This is a genomic window from Rhizobacter sp. P2_H2, assembly GCF_056403375.1.
The window spans coordinates 1-1,209 of sequence record NZ_JBFUFP010001363.1 but is presented as its reverse complement, the minus strand read 5'-3'; the positions used below and the strand labels follow the sequence as shown (position 1 = coordinate 1,209).

Genomic DNA, 1,209 nt, shown 5'->3' with positions numbered 1-1,209 from the left:
CGGCTTCGGTGGTGACCGACAGCGTGTTCGCATCGGCCGTCACCACCGTCATCGTCAGCGAGCCGCTGACGGCGGCCGCGCCGGTGGCGCCGGCGCAGTCCATGAAGGTCAGCGTGTAGACCTCGCCGGCATCGAGTTGCCCGTTCAGCAGGCTGCCGGGCGTGCCGCCGGTGATGCTKAGCACCGCGCTGCCGCCGCCGGCGCAGTCGACCGTGGCGTTCGTGACCGCCAGGGCCGACACGCCTTGCGCCGATTCATGGGCGGCCGCCACCGTGGCCTGCGTGGCCACCACCGACTGGGCCGCGAGCACGCTGGTGTCGAGCACCGTGCCCGCGTCGCCGGAGACCAGCGTGGCGTTCGCGCTGTAGCCGGTGGCGGTGTCGAGGCTCAGCTGCTCGCCGGCGTCACTGTTGCTGCTGCCCCCGCCGCCGCAGGCGGCCAGCGCAGTGGTGCACAGCAGGGCGAGCGGAAAGCGGGCGGTACGGCGGATCGAACGGCTCATGGCGGGCTCCTCGGAAAGTTGTGGGTGTCCATTGAACGCGGTGGGCCGCGGCGTGGCGACCGCGTTGCGCGACGATTTGCGACAGCATTGAAACATCAGCCGAGCGTGACGCGCACGCGGTGCGTGCTGCCATCGCGCTCGAAGGCCAGCGCGCCGCCGAGCCGCGTCGCGACCTGCCGCACGATCGCGAGACCGAGGCCGGTGCCGGGCCGCGAGCGGCTGCCGTCGCCGCGCGCGAACGCATCGGTCAGGCGCTCCACGGCCTCGGCAGGGATGCCGTCGCCGGCATCGTCGACGGTGATCCAGGCCTGCGCGGCCGAGCCGCCGACGCGCACCCGCACCGGCGGGCGGCCGTGCTTCAGCGCGTTGTCGACGAGGTTGGCGATCAGCCGCTCGACGAGCAGCCGGTTGGCGTGCTCGCGTGGCAATGCGGCCGGCGCGTCGAGCGAGAGTTCGGCGGCGGGCCGCTCGAAGCTGCTGACGACCTGCCGCGCGACGGCGGCGAGGTCCACCGTCTCGTCGCACGGCAGTTCGCCGGCGCGCACGTGGTCGAGGAAGCTCTCGATCAGCCGGTCGGCGTCCTGCACGTTGCGCACGATGCTGGCGCGGCGGGCCTGCGTCTCGGGGGTGTCGGGCAGCAGCTCGGCGGCCATGCGGATGCGGCCGAGCGGGCTGCGCAGGTCGTGCGAGACGCCGGCCAGCAGCAC

Annotated in this window: 1 protein-coding gene and 1 pseudogene; both read right to left on the bottom strand. The window is 73.7% G+C overall.

Annotated features, from left to right (window positions below):
• Nucleotides 1–502, bottom strand: a pseudogene (locus AC1D15_RS33125) (hypothetical protein); the annotation flags it as partial.
• Between the two features lie 95 nt (nt 503–597).
• Nucleotides 598–1,209 (bottom strand): sensor histidine kinase (locus AC1D15_RS33120; protein WP_477829407.1); only part of this gene is annotated, 612 nt, incomplete at its 5' end.